Annotated in this window: 14 protein-coding genes; 11 read left to right on the top strand and 3 right to left on the bottom strand. The window is 68.8% G+C overall.

All coding sequences use genetic code 11. The annotated features are described in order from the left end of the window. The first annotated feature begins 333 nt into the window (after positions 1-333). Genes AC3A35_RS21005 through AC3A35_RS20980 form a run of 6 tightly spaced genes read left to right on the top strand, consistent with a single transcriptional unit; the run spans position 334 to position 6,674 of the window. On the top strand, positions 334-1,434 hold the full coding sequence (locus tag AC3A35_RS21005) for a phosphotransferase family protein (RefSeq protein ID WP_487438289.1): 1,101 nt from the start codon (positions 334-336) through the stop codon (positions 1,432-1,434). Between the two features lie 55 nt (positions 1,435-1,489). Continuing rightward, the gene (locus tag AC3A35_RS21000; protein WP_487438288.1) at positions 1,490-2,689 is read left to right on the top strand and encodes an acyl-CoA dehydrogenase family protein; all 1,200 of its coding nucleotides are present in this window, start codon (positions 1,490-1,492) and stop codon (positions 2,687-2,689) included. Continuing rightward, positions 2,686-3,798 (top strand): acyl-CoA dehydrogenase family protein, encoded by a 1,113-nt coding sequence (locus AC3A35_RS20995; protein WP_487438286.1) that lies wholly within the window; start codon positions 2,686-2,688, stop codon positions 3,796-3,798. The genes AC3A35_RS21000 and AC3A35_RS20995 overlap by 4 nt, the downstream gene beginning before the upstream one ends. Continuing rightward, a complete protein-coding gene (locus tag AC3A35_RS20990; protein ID WP_487438284.1) occupies positions 3,795-4,586 on the top strand; it encodes an SDR family NAD(P)-dependent oxidoreductase in 792 nt (263 codons plus the stop codon). Before AC3A35_RS20995 ends, AC3A35_RS20990 begins: the two co-directional genes overlap by 4 nt. 29 nt (positions 4,587-4,615) lie before the next feature. Next, positions 4,616-5,413 carry an enoyl-CoA hydratase/isomerase family protein gene (locus AC3A35_RS20985; RefSeq protein WP_487438282.1) on the top strand — a complete coding sequence of 266 codons (798 nt, stop codon included), beginning with the start codon at positions 4,616-4,618 and terminating at the stop codon, positions 5,411-5,413. Continuing rightward, on the top strand, positions 5,403-6,674 hold the full coding sequence (locus AC3A35_RS20980) for a multidrug effflux MFS transporter (protein ID WP_487438281.1): 1,272 nt from the start codon (positions 5,403-5,405) through the stop codon (positions 6,672-6,674). The genes AC3A35_RS20985 and AC3A35_RS20980 overlap by 11 nt, the downstream gene beginning before the upstream one ends. Here AC3A35_RS20980 and AC3A35_RS20975 read toward each other — a convergent pair. Genes AC3A35_RS20975 through AC3A35_RS20965 form a run of 3 tightly spaced genes read right to left on the bottom strand, consistent with a single transcriptional unit; the run spans position 6,629 to position 9,014 of the window. Further along, positions 6,629-7,411: a DUF2889 domain-containing protein gene (locus AC3A35_RS20975; protein WP_487438279.1), complete on the bottom strand. Its 783-nt coding sequence runs from the start codon at positions 7,409-7,411 to the stop codon at positions 6,629-6,631. The two genes, AC3A35_RS20980 and AC3A35_RS20975, sit on opposite strands and share 46 nt — an antisense overlap. 9 nt (positions 7,412-7,420) lie before the next feature. Next, a complete protein-coding gene (locus tag AC3A35_RS20970) occupies positions 7,421-8,569 on the bottom strand; it encodes a thiolase family protein (RefSeq protein ID WP_487438278.1) in 1,149 nt (382 codons plus the stop codon). Then, positions 8,562-9,014, bottom strand: a complete 453-nt coding sequence (locus tag AC3A35_RS20965; protein ID WP_487438277.1) for a Zn-ribbon domain-containing OB-fold protein — start codon at positions 9,012-9,014, stop codon at positions 8,562-8,564. The genes AC3A35_RS20970 and AC3A35_RS20965 overlap by 8 nt, the downstream gene beginning before the upstream one ends. Before the next feature lie 362 nt (positions 9,015-9,376). Between AC3A35_RS20965 and AC3A35_RS20960 the strand changes: the two genes are divergently transcribed. From AC3A35_RS20960 to AC3A35_RS20940, 5 genes are read left to right on the top strand one after another with little or no spacing between them, the layout of a single operon-like run. After that, positions 9,377-10,570: an acetyl-CoA C-acyltransferase family protein gene (locus tag AC3A35_RS20960; RefSeq protein WP_487438275.1), complete on the top strand. Its 1,194-nt coding sequence runs from the start codon at positions 9,377-9,379 to the stop codon at positions 10,568-10,570. Positions 10,571-10,599: 29 nt separating this feature from the next. Beyond that, entirely contained in the window at positions 10,600-11,451 is an 852-nt protein-coding gene (locus AC3A35_RS20955) for a 3-hydroxybutyryl-CoA dehydrogenase (protein ID WP_487438361.1), read from the top strand. 34 nt (positions 11,452-11,485) lie between these two features. Then, positions 11,486-12,667 (top strand): acyl-CoA dehydrogenase family protein, encoded by a 1,182-nt coding sequence (locus AC3A35_RS20950; protein WP_487438273.1) that lies wholly within the window; start codon positions 11,486-11,488, stop codon positions 12,665-12,667. Then, positions 12,664-13,674 carry a phosphotransferase family protein gene (locus tag AC3A35_RS20945; RefSeq protein ID WP_487438272.1) on the top strand — a complete coding sequence of 337 codons (1,011 nt, stop codon included), beginning with the start codon at positions 12,664-12,666 and terminating at the stop codon, positions 13,672-13,674. Before AC3A35_RS20950 ends, AC3A35_RS20945 begins: the two co-directional genes overlap by 4 nt. Then, positions 13,674-14,081, top strand: a complete 408-nt coding sequence (locus tag AC3A35_RS20940) for a DUF6285 domain-containing protein (RefSeq protein ID WP_487438271.1) — start codon at positions 13,674-13,676, stop codon at positions 14,079-14,081. The genes AC3A35_RS20945 and AC3A35_RS20940 overlap by 1 nt, the downstream gene beginning before the upstream one ends. The last annotated feature ends 593 nt before the right edge of the window (positions 14,082-14,674 follow it).

Below are 14,674 nucleotides of genomic sequence, written 5' to 3'. Positions count from 1 at the left end.
ATCCTGTCGCGCATCTTCGCTCCCATGGCCTTGCGTACTTGCGGGGCGGATGCTTTCGGCACGCGCACACTTGACAGCCGACCGGTCGGTCGATTACCTTTTATCGCAAGGTCGTTCGCGTTGTTGCATCTGGCATCGCGGCCGGCTGTTCGACCGAACGTTCGGACGTGGGGTGGCCCGTAGCCGCCGGTTTCCGACGTGCCGAAAGCAAACGCGGGTTTCCCTGGCTGGATGCGGGAAGCCTCGAGTCACCGAAATGGCCCCTCGGGGTGCGACAAATGGAAACATCTCATGGCTGAAACGACAGGCGACACTGGACAAGCGGAACGGAGCGTGGACGCTCCCGTTTACGGCGGTTCCCCGCAGGCCTACCTCGGCGAGGTCGGCGACATTCACCACTTCGCGCAGATCGACGAAGGGCGGCTTCACGACTACCTGCGTGAGCACTTGCCCGGGTTCCAGGGGCCACTCAAGGTGCAGCAGTTCCAGGGCGGCCAGTCGAACCTGACCTATCTGCTCGAGACGCCGAAGGCCAAGTACGTCCTGCGCCGCCAGCCGCCCGGGATCCTGCTGAAATCCGCCCATGCCGTGGACCGGGAGTTCCGCGTGCTCAGCGCGCTGGCGCGCGTGCCCGGTTTCCCGGTGCCCGAGCCGTTCGTGATGTGCGAGGACCGCGAGATCCTGGGCGGCATGTTCTATGTGATGCGGCACGTGCCGGGGCGGATCTTCTGGGATTGCCGGATGCCGGACCTGAGCCGGGAGGAGCGGGCGGCCGTGTTCGACTCCGCCAACGAGACCCTGGCGCGGCTTCATACGGTGGATTACGTGTCGCTGGGGCTCGCCGACTTCGGCCGGCCGGGCAGCTACTTCGAACGCCAGATCTCGCGCTGGTCGCGTCAATACGACCAGTCGCGGACCCAGGACATCCCCGAGATGGACATGCTCATGGGGTGGCTGCCGGCGTTCGTGCCGCCCGACGACGGGCGCTCGTCCATCATCCATGGGGACTACTCCTTCCACAACCTGCTGTTCCATCCGGTCGAACCGAGGGTCGTGGCGGTGGTGGACTGGGAGCTGTCGACCCTCGGCCATCCCCTCGGTGACCTGATGTACCACACCATGGAATGGTACCGCCCTGCGGGCGTCGACGCCCGCGGCACCTTGAGCGATGCGGATCTCGCCGCGCTCGGGATTCCCACCCTGGAGCGCTATATCGCGCGCTACTGCGAGCGCACCGGGCTGGTGGTCGACGACAAGCTCACCTTCTACCGCGCCTACAACCTGTTCCGCACCGCCGCGATCCTGCAGGGCATCGCGCACCGCCTGCAGGGGGGCAACGCGGCCTCGGCGAATGCGGCCGAGATCGCCGCGCATGTGCGCCCGCTGGCGCAGGCGGCGTGGCGCTTTGCCAAGGAGGGAGGCGCGGTGGGCTAGGTCGGACCAGCTCCGTCGACGCCTCCCCATTCCCGATCCGCCAACAGGAGAACGCATGAACGAACAGACAAGCGCAGCCCGCGCGCGCGCACAGACGCTGAGGTCGGCGATCCGGCGCTTCCATGACGAGCGGCTCCCGGCCGACCTCAAGCTCAAGTCAAAGCACCACCAGGTGCTGGACAAGGACGACTATGTGCACTGGATGCGGCTGCTGAACGACCAGGGCTGGGCCATCGGCCACTGGCCGAAGGAATACGGCGGCCAGGCGTGGTCGCTGCTGGAGCGCTTCGCCTTCGAGGACCAGTTCGCCCGCCTGGGCTGTCCGTGGATCATCCCCTTCGGCGTCAAGTATGTGGGCCCGGTAATTTACACCTTCGGCTCGCCGGCGCAGAAGGCGCGCTTCCTGCCGCGCATCGCCACCACCGAGGACTTCTGGGCGCAGGGCTATTCGGAGCCCGGTGCCGGTTCCGATCTCGCCGCGCTGCGCACCGAGGCGATCCGGGTAAGCAGCAGCGAGGGCGACCACTACGTCGTCAATGGCCAGAAGGTGTGGACCACCTACGCCCAGTGGGCCGACTGGATGTTCTGTCTGGTCAAGACCACCCGCGATGCGCAGGCGCAGAAGGCGATCTCCTTCCTGCTCGTCGATATGAAGAGCCCCGGCGTGACGGTGAAGCCGATCCCGACCATGGACGGCTACCGGCACGTAAACGAGGTGTGGCTGGACAACGTCCGCGTGCCGGTCGACAACTTGGTCGGGGCCGAAGGCGAAGGCTGGACCTACGCCAAGTTCCTGCTCAAGAACGAGCGCACCGCGGGGGCGATCGTCGGCATGGCGTGGCACGCGCTGGAGCGGCTGAAGGAGCTGGCGCGCGAGCAGGCTGCGGTTTCACCGGGGCGCTTGCAGGCTCGCATCGGCGAGCTCGAGCTGCGCTTTTTCGCGCTCGAGGAAGCCGCATACCAGGCCGTCGAGGCGATGATGCGCGGCACCGATCACGGCGCCGAGGCGTCGCTCATCAAGCTGCGCGGCGCCGAGCTCTACCAGCATATCGCCGAGGCCGCGATCGACACCCTGGGCTGCGCCGGGATCGCCTACGACCCGGCCGACGTGCATGCCGGGGACCGTCCGCCGCTGGGCCCCGACGACGCCGAAGGCATCGTCAAGGACCATCTCTACAACCGCGCGGCAACGATCTTCGGCGGCGCCTCGGAGATCCAGCGCAACATCGTCGCCAAGGGAGTGCTCGGCTTATGAACCTGGATTTCGATACCGCGGCCATGCTCGGCGACAGCGCCCGGCGCTATGCGGCCGACCACTACAGCCTCGCCCAGCGGCACGCGGTGCTGGCCGATCCGACCGGCTACAGCGGCCGCGCCTGGCAGGCCTACGCCGAGCTCGGCTGGCTCGCGCTGCGTCTGCCCGAGGCGCACGGCGGCATGGACGCCGATCCGCTCGTGGTCGGCGCGCTGATGGAGGTGGTCGGCAGCCGCCTGCTGATGGAGCCCGTCCTCGCCAGCGCGATCGTCGGCACCGAGTTGCTGCTGCAGCAGGCGAGCGCCGCGCAGCAGGACGCCTACCTGCCGGGCCTGGCCGACGGCTCGCTCAAGCTCGCCTTCGCCGACGCGGAACCCGGCGACGGCGCCGACCGGTGCGCGGTGCGCGGGGGGCGCCTCGTCGGCGCCAAGATCGCGGTCCTGCACGGCGACCTCGCCGACCGCCTGATCGTGTCGGCCATCGACGCCGATCGTGGCGGCAAGATGCGGCTCTATCTGGTCGACCCCGCTTCGTCCGGGGTGGAAGCGACGCGTTTCCGCCTCGTGGATGGCCGCGGCGCGGCGAACTTCCGCTTCGCGGGAACCGCCGTGGAGGCGCTCGACCCGGCGCGCGAGGGCTCGGCCGCGCAGGCGATCGCGGACGTGCACGAGCGCGCGACCGTGGCGAGCTGCGCCGAGGCGCTGGGCATCGTGCGCATGCTCGTCGCCGCGACCTGCGACTACCTGAAGATCCGCACCCAGTTCGGGCGGCCGATCGGCACCAACCAGGCGCTGCAGCATCGTGCGGTGGAGATGTTCCTGCTCCAGGAGGAGATCGCCGCACTGACCCTTGCCGCGCAGCGCGCCACGGCCCTGCCCGCGGCCGAGCGCGCGCGGGTGATCAGCGGCGCCAAGGCCTACATCTGCGGCGCGGCGCGCACGGTGGCGAACGAGGCGGTGCAGATGCACGGCGGAGTCGGGGTCACTGACGAACTCGATGTCAGCCACTACTTCCGCCGCCTGATGGTCAACGCGGCGCTGTTCGGTAACCGCGACCAACATTTCGCGCGCTTCCTCGGCGAGGCGACGCAGCGGGGGGAAACGGCATGAACGCGAAATCGACCGCGCGCCACGCGGCGCTGTTCGACGTCGCGGGCAAGACCGTGCTGGTCACCGGCGCGTTCAGCGGCCTGGGACGCGATTTCGCCCGCGCGCTCGGCGAGGCGGGTGCCACGCTCGCCCTGGCCGGGCGCCGGATCGAGCAGGGGCGGGCGCTCGCCCGCGAGTTCGAGGAGAACGGCATCCGCGCCCACGCGCTGGAGATGGACGTGACCCGCGCGGAGAGCGTGGAGGCGGCGCTGGCGGAGCTGGTCGCGACGCTGGGCGCGCCCGACGTCCTGATCAACAACGCCGGGGTGACGCTCACCAAGCCCCTGCTGGAGGTGGAAGAGCGCGAATGGACCGGCATCGTCGACGTCAATCTCAACGGCGCGTGGCGCGTCGCCCAGCGCACCTCACGCGCCATGCGCGACGCCGGCAAGGGCGGCAGCATCGTGAACATCGCCTCCATCCTGGGCTTGCGCGTGGCCCAGCAACTGCCGGCCTACGCCGCCTCGAAGGCGGCGCTGATCCAGCTCACGCGCGCGATGGCGCTCGAGCTCGCGCGCTACCGCATCCGCGTCAACGCGCTCGCGCCGGGCTATGTGGAGACGCCGCTCAACCGGGATTTCTTCGCGAGCGAACCCGGCATGGCGCTCATCAAGCGCATCCCGCAGCGGCGCCTGGGGCACAGCGACGAGCTGGTCGGCCCGCTGCTGCTGCTCGCCTCCGACGCCTCCAGCTACATGACCGGCGCGGTGATCGTGGTCGATGGCGGCCATACGGTAAACACCCTTTGAGCGGCCGTGGCCGACCCCTGGAGCTCCATGTGACGAAGAGTGCGATACTTGAGCGCGACGGCCCCATCGGCCGCATCGTGCTCAACCAGCCCGACGCGCTGAACGCGATCGGTCCCGCCATGGCGGCCGAGCTCGTCGCAATCACTGCCGAGCTCGAACGCGACGCCACCATCCGCTGCGTGATCGTGACCGGCAGCGGCGCGCATTTCATGGCCGGCGGCGACATCCGCCATTTCGCCGATCTGCTCGAACTGCCCGGCGCCGAACGCGATGCCGGCTTCAGCAAGCTGATCTCGGACGTCGGCGTGGCGGTGACCCGTTTGCGCACCATGCCGAAGCCGGTCATCGCCGCGGTGCGCGGTGCGGTAGCTGGCTTTGGCTGGTCGCTGATGTGCGCCTGCGATCTGGTGGTCGCGAGCGAGACGACGAGCTGCAAGCTCGCCTATGGCCAACTCGGCGCCTCGCCCGACGGCGGGGGCAGCTACACGCTGCCGCGCCTCATCGGCGCGCGGCGCGCGATGGAAGTGGCGCTCCTCGACGAGCGCATCGACGCAGCACGCGCCTTGCAACTCGGCCTGGTGAGCCGGGTCGTGCCCAATGACGCGCTGGAGGAGGCGGCGCTGACGCTGGCGCGGCGTCTGGCCCCCATGGCCACGGCGGCGCTCGGGCGCACCAAGCGCCTGCTCAATGCGTCCTACGAAAGCGATCTCGCGGGGCAGCTGGAGGCCGAGCGGCTCGCCTTCCTCGCCGGTGTCGAATCGGATGATTTCGCGGAGGGCGTGGCCGCGTTCCTCTCCAAGCGCAAGCCCGCATTCAATGGCCGATAGCGGCGGCATCGCCGCGGCGGAACCCGCAGCGGCGCGCATGGGGCGCGTCGAGTTCGTCGCCTTCGTGGCGGTCGGCTTCGCGCTCGGGGCGCTCGGCATCGACTCGATGCTGCCCGCCCTGCAGGCGATTCAAGACGACTTCGGGCTGGCGAGCGCCAACCTCAGCCAGGCGGTGATCGCCGCCTTCGTACTCGGTGTCGGGCTTCCGCAACTCGTCTTCGGGCTCCTCAGCGATCGCTACGGCAGGCGACCGGTGTTCTTCGGCGGCGTGCTGGCCTTCGTGGCCGGGAGCGTCCTGAGCGCGGCGGCGCCGAGCTTCGCCCTGCTGCTGGTTGCGCGTGTGGTGCAGGGCTTCGGCGCGGGCGCGATGCGGGTGGTGACCTTCTCCATCGTCCGCGACCGCTACAGCGGCGTGCACATGGCACGGGTCATGTCGGTGGCGATGTCCATCCTGTTGCTCGAGCCGATCGTGGCGCCGATGATCGGCCAGGCTTTGCTGATCTTCGGCTCGTGGCGCTGGATCGTCGCTGCCATGGCGCTGCTGGGCAGCGTGGCGCTGGTGTGGTCCTTCCTGCGTCTGGACGAATCCCTGCCGCTTGCGCGCCGGCGGTCGATGGCCCCGCGCGCGGTGCTCGCTGCCTACCGGATGGTGTTCGCCACGCCGGCGGCGTTCGGCGGCATGGTCGCGTTCGGCCTGGTGATGGGCGCCCACATGGGATTCCTCGCCTCGGCGCAGGGCATTTTCCAGGTGACCTTCGACGCCGGGCTGCGCTTCACCCCGTTCCTCGCCCTGGTGTCGCTGGCGACGGCCGTGGCCGCCTTTCTCAATGCCTTCCTGGTGCGTCGTTTCGCGAGCGCCGCCCTCGTTCGTGCCGCGCTCCTCGCCTGCCTCGCCGTCAATGTCGTCGTCCTGGCGGTGGCGACGGCGGGCGCGCTGACCCTGCCGCTGTTCGTCGTGATCCAGTCGTGCAACATGTTCGCGTTCGGCTTGCTGCTGCCCAACCTGACCGCGATGATCATCAGCCCGCTCGGCAGCATCGCCGGCACCGCCTCGTCGCTGTTCGGGTTCGTGTCCACGCTGATCGCGGCGGTGGTCGGGTTCGCGGTCGGGCAGCTTTTCGACGGCACGGTCCGGCCGGTCGCCGGCGCCTACATCGTGGTCAGTGCCTGTGCACTGGTGATCCTCACGCGCTACGGGGGGAAGGGCGACGAGGATCAGGGCCTGGTCGTCGCCAGCCCCAGCATGTCCGCCTCGCCGTGATCGTAACGGCGCCGAGCCCGCGGGGTCGGCAGCGCCACTTCGCTGCGGCCCGGCTGGAAGGTGTGGCATACCGGGCCCTGGTGGAGCTCGGCGGCATTGGCGAGGTGTTCGATGGTGATGCGCCGTCCGTTCGACGCGAACGCGATCCGGCGCAGCACGAGTGCGTGTTCCGCCTCCTCGATCGAGCGCTGCTCCGTCCACGCCCGGAATCCGTAGTGGATCGTGCGCCCGGCGTACGGGGCGGGCGCAGTGATGCGCTCGTCCTCGAGGTTCCACCACAGGACCTCTTCACCGTTGCGGTAGAGGGTGGCCCGCTGCGCGTCCGCGGGCGCACCCGCCTCGAGCGCATCGAGTCGCCGCACCGTCCCGTGGTAGCGCATATCCTCGCGCCCGCCATGGGCGTGCGCCACCAGCAGGCTCGCCAGATCGAACAGGTGGGTGCACTGCATGCGGACGTCGACGAACGCGGCGACCTCCGACGAGCGCGCCACCAGCGGCCTGCCGATGAGCTGGCGCAGCGGTTCGACGGCGCCGGCGCAGGTCGTCCACGGCGGGCGCGGGGCCGCGATGCGCAGGTCGCGCACGGACACCCCGTCGTGCACCAGGGTGACGCCGAAATGATGGAATTCGTCCTCGAGCCAGCCGACGACCGTTTGCCCGTCCCAGATCCGCAGATCGATCTGGCGGCGAAAAATCCCCTCGAACGGGATGTCGGCCATCTGGCCGCGCCATGGCATGCGGATCTCCTAGCGCTGCAGGATGGTGACCCCGCTGACGCCGGGGGCCCCATACACGTGGGTATAGCCGAACCGCGGATCGCCCGGCACCTGGCGGCGTCCGGCCTCCTGGCGCAACTGGGTGCAGATCTCGATCACCTGGCGCAGCCCCGAGGCGCCAATCGGCTCGCCGTTGGCGAGGCAGCCGCCGTCGGTGTTGATCGGCAGGCGGCCGCCGATCTCGGTGTCGCCGTTGCGCAGCAGGTGCTCCTGCTCGCCGTGCGCGCAGAAGCCGTTCTCCGCCATGTGGATGATCTCGCTGCCCGAGTCGGTGTCCTGGATCTGCAGCACGTCGATGTCGCGGGGGCCGACCCCGGCCTGCTCGAAGGCGGCACGCGCGGCGGTCACGGTCGGCGAGGGCGCCTGCTCGGCCGCCAGGGCGGGGCTGAACACCTCGAACGAGCCGTGATGGCGGGTGCGTACCGTCGCCGCCTTGACGATGACCGGTTTGGGCTGGAAGCGCTTCGCGATCGCCGCCGGACACAGCACCAGGGCCGCGCCGCCCTCGGCCGGGTTGCAGAACATGTACTGGCGCAGCGGCAGGTTCACCGGGGCCGAGTTTGCGATCTCGTCGAAGGACATCTCGCGCTGGCGCCAGGCCTTGGGGTTCAGCGCGCCGTTGCGGAACGCGCGCTGGGCGACGCGGACCAGCGCATCCTCGCTGATGCCGTGCTCGTGCAGGTAGCGCCGGGTCTTCAGGGCGAAGAACTGGGTGGTGAGCATCAGGCCGGTCTCGCCGTACCAGTCGGGCAGCCCCCAATCGCGCGGATGCGGGTTGAAGGCGCCGCGCGGGTGCTTGTCGAAGCCGACCGCGACCGCGATCTCGGCCATCCCGGAGCGGATCGCCGCGACCGCGCTCGCCAGCGCGCTACCGCCGGTAGCGCAGCCGTTGGCGACATTGATGAAGGGCAGGCCGGTGAGGCCGAGATCGTTGCACAAGGCATCCGCGTTGCCGGCGTCGTGGCTGCCGCCGTAGGCGACGCCGACCGCGTCCCAGGCGACGCCAGCGTCCTGCAGCGCGGCGCGCAGCGCGTGGGCGCCTTGCGCACGGCCGGACACTCCGTCGTGACGGCCGAAGGGGTGCAGGCCGATACCAATGATCGCAACATCGTCAGCCATGTTCGGCTCCTTGTTCGGCCGGGCGTGCCGGCTGGAAGGCAAAGGTGAAGGTCTGCGCGCCGTCCGCGCCCATGCGGTAGGGGATCAGGGTGAGCTCCAGCGCCATGCCGATGCGCAGGGCCTCGGGATCGGCGACGGTGAGGCGCGATTCGATCTTGATGCCGCAGTCCATCTCGACATAGCCGACGCCGTAGGGCTTGAAGGTCTCGGCGGTTTCGCCGCTGTCGTAGGGCGCCTTGGGCAGGAAGGCCTGGATCGTCCACGACCACAGTGTGCCGTGCCGCCCCAGTTCGCGCGCTTTCATGTGCGGCGACAGGCAGCGCGTGCAGCCGGCAGCGGCGGGGAAATACGCTTCGCCGCAATCGCTGCATTCGCTGCCGAGCAGTTGCGGTACGTCGTCCTCGAAGCGAAGCAACTCGGGACAGGCCAGAACAGGGTGGGACATGGTGGGCTCCCTGGGGTGGTTGCATTGGGGTGGGGGAGGGCAGGATCTTCCCGACGACCGGGCACCCGGCGACTGCCGCATGGCAGCAAGACGCGCCTAGGTTGGCCAAATATATCGACCGCCCGGTCGGGTTGTCAACGGAAATCCGATGCTGTTGCGACCACCGAGCGACGAAGCCGGTACGCGGGGCGTCGTAGCGAGTTCGTCCCGGACGCTTGTCGGCGGCAGAAATCTATCCTATGATTACTGAAACTCGACCGACCGGTCGGGCTAGATGTGATGCAGTCGAGGTTTCATCCCAGGGCGGATCGCGTGCATGGACGCAGCGCTTCGTTCGAACTGACAGGTGAGGTAATCCAAAGATGCTGGAACGTGAAGTCGTGGTTGTAGGTGCCGCCCGCACGCCCATCGGGACCTTCGGCGGCAGTCTGAAGGACGTGCCGCTCGCGCAGCTCGCAACCGTAGCGGTCAAGGCTGCGGTGGAACGGTCGAGGGTGCCGCCCGAAGCGGTCGGGCATCTGGTGATGGGCAACGTCATTCCGACCGAGCCGCGCGATGCCTACCTCGGACGGGTGGCGGCCATCGATGCGGGGCTGCCGAAAGAGGTGCCCGCGTTCAACGTCAACCGCCTGTGCGGCTCGGGCCTGCAGGCCATCGTGTCGGCGGCGCAGGCGATCAGGCTGGGCGACTGCGATGTTGCGGTCGGCGCCGGCGCGGAGGCGATGAGCCGCGGACCCTACACCGTGCCGAACCTGCGCTGGGGCGCGCGCATGCTCGATGCACGGCTGGTGGACTACATGAACGGCATCCTCCACGACCCGTGGGAGCAGGTCCACATGGGGATTACCGCCGAGAATGTCGCCGAGCGCTACGGCATCACGCGCCGCATGCAGGACGAGCTGGCGGTGGAGAGCCAGCGCCGCGCGGCGCACGCGATTGCAAGCGGGTACTTCCGCGACCAGATCGTGCAGGTGGAGCTCAGGACCAGGAGCGGCACGGTGTCTTTCGACACCGACGAACACGTGCGCCCCGGAGCCACCGTCGAGGCGCTGTCGGCGATGAAGCCGGCGTTCAGGAAGGAGGGCGGCACGGTCACCGCGGGCAATGCCTCCGGCCTGAATGACGGCGCCGCCGCGGTGGTGCTGGCCGATGCACGGCGCGCGGCCGCTCTCGGCCTGAAACCGCTTGCACGACTGGTCGGCTATGCGCACGCAGGGGTCGACCCGCTGTACATGGGCATCGGTCCGGTGCCCGCCACCCGGCTGGTGCTCGAACGGACCGGGCTGAAGGTCGACGACCTCGACGTCATCGAGGCCAACGAGGCGTTCGCCGCCCAGGCCTGCGCGGTCGCGCAGGAACTGGGACTGGACCCGGCCCGGGTGAACCCGAACGGCTCGGGCATTTCACTGGGCCATCCGGTCGGCGCCACCGGCGTGATCATCACCGTCAAGGCGATTCACGAACTCCACCGCGTCGGCGGCCGCTACGCCCTGGTCACCATGTGCATCGGTGGGGGGCAGGGGATCGCCGCCGTGTTCGAACGGATCGAGGCATGAACCCGATGACTGCAAGCGACACAGGCACCATGACGATCGGCACGGTGGGGGTGGTGGGTGCGGGCACCATGGGCAGCGGCATTGCCCAGGTGTGTGCCGCGGCAGGGATGCAGGTCGTCCTAGTGGACGTTTCCCGGGGCGCGCTGGACAAGGGCGTAGACAGCATCGCCCTCAGTCTCGACCGGGTGATCCGCAAGGGCCAGCTTGCGGCTGAGGAGAAGCAGGCCATCCTGTCGCGGATCCGCACGACCACGGACCCCGCCGACCTCGCGCCTGCCGAGCTCGTCATCGAGGCCGCAACCGAGAACGACGCGCTCAAGCTGCGCATCCTCGGTGACATCGACAAGGTCGTCGGGCCGCACGCGATCATCGCCACCAACACCTCGTCGCTTTCGATCACGCGGCTGGCCGCGGCGACCGGGCGTCCGGACCGCTTCATCGGCACGCACTTCTTCAATCCGGTGCCGGTGATGGCGCTGGTGGAGCTGATCCGCGGTCTGCAGACCTCGGACGCCACCCTCGAGACCGTGCGCGCCTTTGTCGACCGCATCGGCAAGACCTCGATCGTGGCCCGCAACAGCCCCGGCTTCGCGGTGAACCGCATCCTGTGCCCGATGATCAACGAGGCCGTCTTCGCCGTGCAGGAAGGGCTCGCCAGCGCGGAGGACATCGACGAGGGCATGAAGCTCGGCTGCAACCACCCGATCGGCCCGCTCGCGCTCGTCGACATGATCGGGCTCGACACGATGCTGGCGGTAATGGAGATGTTCTATGCCGGCTTCAACGATCCGAAGTATCGGCCCGCGCCACTGCTGAAGGAAATGGTGGATGCGGGCCTCCTCGGCCGCAAGAGCGGGCGCGGTTTCTACCGCTATGAGTGAACACGGGACAGCGATTCGACGGAGCCAACTGAACATGAATTTCGACATCCCCGCCGAACTGGCGGAACTGCAGGAGCGGGTGCGCCGCTTCGTGGCCGAGGAGATCATTCCGCTCGAGAAGGATCCGCGCCAGACGCCGCACGGACCGAGCGAGGATTTCCGCAACGAACTGGTCGGCAAGGCCAGGGCCGCAGGCCTGCTGTCGGCCCACGTATCGAAGGAGTACGGTGGGCTGGGCCTCGATCATCGCGCCAAGGCGGTGTTCTTCGAGGAGGCCGGGTATTCGCTGCTCGGACCGGTCGCGCTCAACATCGCCGCGCCGGACGAAGGCAACATGCACCTGCTCGAGGCGGTCGCGCGCCCCGAGCACAAGGAACGCTGGCTGCGACCGCTCGCTGCCGGCGAGGTGCGCTCCTGTTTCTGCATGACCGAGCCGCATCCGGGTGCCGGGTCCGATCCGTCCATGCTCCAGACCACCGCGGTGCGGGACGGCGACCATTACGTCATCAACGGCCGCAAGTGGTTCACCACCGGTGCGGACGGCGCGGCCTTCGCCATCATCATGGCGAAGCTCGAGGACGGCCGGGCGACGATGTTTCTCGCCGACACCGACCGCCCCGGGTTCACGGTCGAGAGCAGCATGGACACGCTGGACACCTGTTTTCCCGGGGGCCACGGGGTCGTCCGCCTGGAGAACCTGCGCGTACCGGCCGACGACATCTTGGGCGAGCTCGGCGAGGGCTTCAAGTACGCCCAGGTGCGCCTGTCCCCGGCGCGCCTCACCCACTGCATGCGCTGGCTCGGCGCGGCGCGCCGGGCCCACGACATCGCCACCGATTATGCGCGCTGGCGCCACGCCTTCGGCAAGGCGCTCGGCAGCCACGAGGGGGTCGGCTTCATGCTCGCCGACAACGAGATGGACATCCACTCGGCACGGCTCGCGATCTGGCACACCGCCTGGGTGCTGGACCAGGGGCATCTCGCCATCCATGACTCGAGCATGTCGAAGGTGCTGGTCTCGGAAGCCTGCTGGCGGGTGGTCGACCGCTGTGTGCAGATCCTCGGCGGGCGGGGGGTGACGCGGGAGGCGGTGGTCGCGCGCATCTTCGCCGACATGCGCGCCTTCCGCATCTACGACGGTCCGTCGGAAGTGCACCGCTGGAGCATCGCAAAGCGCGTGATCAAGGGCATCCGGCCGGAGGGCCGTGCATCATGAACGATTCCATGCGTACCGCGCTGGAGGGTTTCCTGCAGCGCATGACCGGCGCCGGGCGCGTCACGATCGGCGAAGCGAAGCTGCTTTCCGGGGGGTCGATCCAGGAGAACTGGGCGATACACGCCGATCTCACAAACGCGGGGGGCGCGCCGCAGCTCGACCTTGTGGTGCGCACCGACGCGCCCTCGGGGGTGAATTCGAGCCACAGCCGCAGCGCGGAATTCGCGCTCCTCAAGGCCGCGTTCGCTGCCGGCGTCACCGTCCCCGAGCCGCTGTGGCTGTGCGAGGACGCGAGCCTCATCGGCCGCCAGTTCTTCGTCATGCGCCGCGCAAACGGGGTCGCTGCCTCCCACCTGGTGGTGAAGGACAGCCGTTTCGGTGGCGACCGCGCGCGGCTCCTCGAGCGGCTGGGCAGCGAGCTCGCGCGCATCCACAGCATCCGGCCGCCGCGCACCGACCTCGCGTTTTTGCCCGCGCTCGCAGGCTCGCCCGCGCTGGACCAGATCCGGCGTCTGCGCGACTTCCTCGACGCCCACGACTCGCCGCACCCCGCGCTGGAGTGGGGGCTGCGCTGGCTCGAGCGCCATGCCCCGGCGACCGAGGTTGTCGTGCTCTGTCATCGGGATTTTCGCACCGGCAACTACATGGTCGACGAGAACGGGCTCACTGCGGTCCTCGACTGGGAGTTTGCCGGCTGGGGCGATCCGCTCGAGGACATCGGATGGTTCTGCGCCAAGTGCTGGCGCTTCGGCCAGGCCGGCGAGGCGGGCGGCATCGGTGCCCGCGAGGATTTCTATCGAGGCTACGAGCACGAGTCGGGCACGCACCTCGACCGTTCGCTGGTGCGCTACTGGGAGGTGATGGCCCATCTCAACTGGGCCGCCATCGCGATCCAGCAGGCACAGCGCCACGTCTCGGGCGAGGAGACCTCACTGATGCTCGCCCTGACCGGCCACATCGTGCCGGAACTGGAATATGAAATCCTTGCAATGACGGAGAGAGACTGATGCGCGACTTTCCTACCGGGAATCAACTGCTGGAAACGGCCCGCACGCTGCTGCGGGAAAGCCTGCTGCCCGCATTGCCGGCGGAGAAACGCCATGAGGCGCTGATGGTCGCCAACGCCATGGCGATCGCGATGCGCCAGCTGGAAAACGGCGACGAGCCCGATCGCCAGGAGTTGAAGGCGTTGACCGGGCTCGTGCTGGAGGGCGCGGCGCCCGAGGTCGCTGCCGACCGTGGCGTCCGCGCGCAACTCAGGGCACTGAACCGCTGGCTGTGCAGATCGATCCGGGGCGGCGATGCGGACACCGGCGCGTTTCGCGACGCGGTCAGAGCCCATCTGCTGGAGATCGCCCGGCGACGGGTCCAGGAGAGCAATCCCAAGTACATGGGCAAGGGCACACCCCGGTGAGGCGGCGCGCTTGGGCGCGGTTCGACGTCGCGCCTGAAGATGGCGCAGCGCCGACCTGACCCGTCATGCGCGTCGCCTGATCCTTCCCTGCCGTGACATGCCTTGTCTCCCCCGGTGGCAAATTCTGCCTTCCTGCGCTGTCGCCGGGCTTTGTCCGGTTCATCGACCTGAGGTTGATGAACCGGGTTTTTCTGCGTGTTTGTGTGATCGAGACCGTGCTCGATGGGCAAACTGAAGAGCGCTTGAATATTGCGCTGCAGACGCAATCCCGGAGTCCTGCTCAGGGTTCGGCAAGCTCGTAGCTCGTGCTGCGGCCCCCGGGTGTCGACTTTACAGTGCCCCCGCGACAGCAACTCGCCGATGTCGCGCAGGGCCGTATCCGAAGAGCACTTGGCGACCGCCGCCCACTTGCCGGTCGTGAGCTTGCCCTCGAAGCGGTCGAGCAAGCGGTAGAGCACCCTGATCTGGCGCGCGTTCATCGGCAAACCGGCGAAGCGTTGCCAGAAGCGCGCCCTGGCGAGGACGGCATCGAGGGTGACCTGGCTGGGCCCGATCGATCGCCAGGTGCAGGGTGGCGAGGAACCACGCGAGCC

Source organism: Azoarcus sp. Soil_N_20 (assembly GCF_057656155.1).
Note: the sequence above shows the minus strand (reverse complement) of the source record. Positions and strands in the feature narration are given on the sequence as shown.

What these genes read in the sequence shown, in the direction of transcription:
- AC3A35_RS21000 (WP_487438288.1), top strand. Translation starts at nt 1,490, where the DNA reads ATGAACGAACAGACAAGCGCAGCCCGCGCGCGCGCACAGACGCTGAGG.
- AC3A35_RS20995 (WP_487438286.1), top strand. Translation starts at nt 2,686, where the DNA reads ATGAACCTGGATTTCGATACCGCGGCCATGCTCGGCGACAGCGCCCGG.
- AC3A35_RS20990 (WP_487438284.1), top strand. Translation starts at nt 3,795, where the DNA reads ATGAACGCGAAATCGACCGCGCGCCACGCGGCGCTGTTCGACGTCGCG.
- AC3A35_RS20980 (WP_487438281.1), top strand. Translation starts at nt 5,403, where the DNA reads ATGGCCGATAGCGGCGGCATCGCCGCGGCGGAACCCGCAGCGGCGCGC.
- AC3A35_RS20975 (WP_487438279.1), bottom strand. Translation starts at nt 7,411, where the DNA reads ATGCCATGGCGCGGCCAGATGGCCGACATCCCGTTCGAGGGGATTTTT.
- AC3A35_RS20970 (WP_487438278.1), bottom strand. Translation starts at nt 8,569, where the DNA reads ATGGCTGACGATGTTGCGATCATTGGTATCGGCCTGCACCCCTTCGGC.
- AC3A35_RS20965 (WP_487438277.1), bottom strand. Translation starts at nt 9,014, where the DNA reads ATGTCCCACCCTGTTCTGGCCTGTCCCGAGTTGCTTCGCTTCGAGGAC.
- AC3A35_RS20960 (WP_487438275.1), top strand. Translation starts at nt 9,377, where the DNA reads ATGCTGGAACGTGAAGTCGTGGTTGTAGGTGCCGCCCGCACGCCCATC.
- AC3A35_RS20955 (WP_487438361.1), top strand. Translation starts at nt 10,600, where the DNA reads ATGACGATCGGCACGGTGGGGGTGGTGGGTGCGGGCACCATGGGCAGC.
- AC3A35_RS20950 (WP_487438273.1), top strand. Translation starts at nt 11,486, where the DNA reads ATGAATTTCGACATCCCCGCCGAACTGGCGGAACTGCAGGAGCGGGTG.
- AC3A35_RS20945 (WP_487438272.1), top strand. Translation starts at nt 12,664, where the DNA reads ATGAACGATTCCATGCGTACCGCGCTGGAGGGTTTCCTGCAGCGCATG.
- AC3A35_RS20940 (WP_487438271.1), top strand. Translation starts at nt 13,674, where the DNA reads ATGCGCGACTTTCCTACCGGGAATCAACTGCTGGAAACGGCCCGCACG.